At 57.7% G+C, this 3,017-nt stretch carries 3 protein-coding genes; all 3 read right to left on the reverse strand.

All coding sequences use genetic code 11. The features are described 5' to 3' along the window. On the reverse strand, positions 1 to 281 hold a 281-nt coding region (locus PHW69_10050; GenBank protein ID MDD4005525.1), incomplete at its 3' end, for a hypothetical protein. Then, a complete protein-coding gene (locus PHW69_10055) occupies positions 278 to 2,338 on the reverse strand; it encodes a DUF3857 domain-containing protein (protein ID MDD4005526.1) in 2,061 nt (686 codons plus the stop codon). The genes PHW69_10050 and PHW69_10055, both read right to left, overlap by 4 nt. A gap of 3 nt (positions 2,339 to 2,341) precedes the next feature. Next, positions 2,342 to 3,017 (reverse strand): hypothetical protein (locus PHW69_10060; protein MDD4005527.1); only part of this gene is annotated, 676 nt, incomplete at its 5' end.

Consider the following 3,017-nt stretch of genomic DNA (forward strand, 5'->3'; position numbering starts at 1 on the left):
GGCCATACGGCGGCCGGGTCAATAAAATAACCCAGCATGTACATGAATATCGTAAGCGGCGGCTTATGCAGGAAAGAGCTGATGTAGGGCACCTGCCCCTGCAGGGTGATCCATGCCGCGTAGGCGTATTCGCCCTCGTCGCGTTCAAACGGCGCGGTGAACGTGTTCCAGTTCAGCAACAGGTAAAAAACGGCAAGCGCGGCGGCTCCCGCCACGATCGTCCGCCGCGCCGGAGCGGGCGCCGGTTTGGTTTTTTTCGCCTTTTCTCGCATGGCTTTCATTTCTTTTTCAGCACCACCCAGTTTTCGGAGAATCGGGCCAGCGTTTCTATGAATGCCTTGTAGCGCGCATAGTCCGCCACGGGCAGCAGCGTGCGCTCACGCCGGAATTCGTCGGAAAACAGCAGCTCCGCACCAGCTGTTCTGTAGCTTGCCGAGAACGAACTGCCCGCCGTTTTCAAAGCAAGCGGCGCCGGCGCATGATAAAGCGCATAGCCTCCGGGCAGCCGGACGGTTATTTTCTTCGCCGTTCTCTCGCGCAGATACCAAAACAGCGGCAGTTCGCGCCGGGCAAGCCCGACATCGTAGGCGAAATACTGCGCGCCCGGCGCTTTGAAAATCATGTAATCGCCGGCTTTCAGGGCATAGCCGTCAACGCTGATCGACATTTTATAGGCGACGTTTTTTGACAGGTCGGTTTCATTTTCCAGCGTATAGCCTTCAAGTCGCGCGCGCGGATGAATGGAATGCGCGCGCTGTTCCATCGCCCGGTCAAGATCCTCTTTTTTATAGTTTTTATACTCGCGGACGGCGGCCTGCGTTTCGCCGAAAGCCCGCTCCGAAAAAGAGCCCTTGAGGTTGCCGTTTTCGTCAAGCGCGAACTCGCCGGCCTGTTCCAGCCCTTCCCGGTCTGCGGGCGCAAGCGGGTTGGCCAGCAGCGCAGGCTTGTTCTCTCCGCCCAGCAGCCGCAGGGCGCGCGTGCCCTGAATCTGATAATCAGGTTCGTCGAAGCGGTGCCGGTCGTCAAACGGGGCCAGAACGAGATTCTTTCCGCCAATGGTTACCAGACATTCGCCCGCCGCGAATTGGCGGATATTGGGCAGCGTTTCGTCAAACAGGCTGTCGCGGTCGGCGGCGTAGGCGAATACGGGCTTGAAACCCGCCGCCGAAAGCAGGGCGTAAAGCAAAAATGGCTTGTCCAGCCTGTTGCCGGCCCGGGCGGCGAAGATATCGGCGGTGTTTTGCGGAATATAGCTGTACTGGTCCAGCCCCACCTCCTGATACTTTATTTCCGCCGCCACCCAGTTGTAGAGCGCTTCAGCTTTTTCCAGCTGCGAGTTTTTGCCGGCGGTCAGCGCGGCCGCCCTGGCGGCGATTTCCGGCGTGACGGAGAGCTGTTTTTCAATTAATGGCGCGATAACGCCGCGCACGCCGGCCCAGCTTTCCTTGAGCGAAAGTTTCACGGCTGGCGAATAATGCAGAAACGGCGGCATGTCCGGTTCCTGCCTGTAGGAACGGAGGTTGCGCAGCTCCCAGGTGTAAGCCGTCAGTCCGGCGGCGCGCTTTTTGGAGAAGGACCGGCCCGGCGACATATTATGTTCGGCATAGGAAAGGGCCAGCCCGTCCGGCACGTTCACGGTCAGGCGGTACAGTTTTACCGGCTCGAAATACCGGAACGCGATTTCCCCGAAATACGGGTAGGCGGCGTTGTACTGCGTTTTAACGGTATATCCGTAATCCAGAACCGAGCCGGTCTGCACGTTGGGAATGGCGAACTTCATGGTTTTCATTTTATTGTAGGCCGGATAGCCGATAAACGCGCTGCCTTCCATGACAGAGAGATCGGTAAGATAGCTGACCGAGCCGTCCGTCACGGAATAGGCGTGGTCAATGGTTATGGTCTGCAGGTCCGGCAGGTAGTCCAGCGTGACAAACGCCGCCGGGCTTTTGCCGCGTTCCTTCAGCACATAGCGAACCGCGCGTTTTTTTACGCTGTAACTTTTGTCTTTGCCGATGTCTACGGTCACTTCCATCAGTTCGGTGAGGAACGCGTCGTCGGGATAAGCCTGCGGGCCGGGCGGCGCCGCGAGCAGCTGTTTTATAACCGGGCCGGCAAGCGGGTCGGCCGGACCGGGCCGGTACTCGCTGACGAACTGTATTTTCATCAGTTCGCCGCGCGGATAACTCCGTGTTTCCCCGGCGACTTCAACAATGGCGGCCGCCGAATCAAGTCTGATGAGCGAACCGTTAATTTCGCCGCCTTTGTTAAGGTGAACAAGATCGGCGTGAGCGCAGGGCGCGATCGCCAGCAGACAGAGTGTCAGTATGAATTTTTTCATGAATTATTTCCCCGAACCGGCCCGATCCCTGAAAAACAGCTGTTTTTTTGTGTAGTTGGCGGCGGTTTCCAGAAAGTTTTTGTATTGCGCATAATCTTTCGCCGCGATCGTATTGGCCGTGCGTTCCCAGCGCAGACCGCAGTTTACGAGATCCGGTTTTTCCTGCCTGCAACCCGCGGCAAACGAGCCGTACTTGTTTGAGAGGCTGACCGGTTCCGGCAGTGAAACGGTTTCGTACCCTGCGGGGATTGTTATGCTGTAGCTGAAATAGCGGCCCAGCACAGAGCCGCTGCCGGAGTATTTTACCGGATAGCGGCGCGCCGACAACGACACTTCTTCTATACGCTCCGCTCCGATCGCGAAACCCGGCAGCTGCGCGATGCGGATATCGCCGGCTTTCTGGAAAAAATCCTTCACGCCGTATTTCAGGTCCAGCGTAAACGGGCCGGACAGCGTTTCGGCGTTGTTTACCCGGTAATCGAGCAGTTCCGCCGTTGCGGACACGCCTTTGATCATCTGCTGGAACACCTGTTTCTGTTCCTCGTCTTTCAGCGAGCGGTAATACTGGCGCAAATCGCCCTCTCGCGCGCCGCTGTAGCGCATGGCTTCGGAAACGACCGCGTCGCCCGATTTGGAAATACTGATGTTATAATCGTAAAAACTGCCGTTGTCGCGCGGG

This window comes from Elusimicrobiaceae bacterium (assembly GCA_028700325.1).
Taxonomy (GTDB): Bacteria; Elusimicrobiota; Elusimicrobia; order Elusimicrobiales; family Elusimicrobiaceae; genus JAQVSV01.

Excerpts from the sequence above, each read along its gene's own strand:
- PHW69_10055 (MDD4005526.1), bottom strand. The coding sequence starts at position 2,338 with ATGAAAAAATTCATACTGACACTCTGTCTGCTGGCGATCGCGCCCTGC.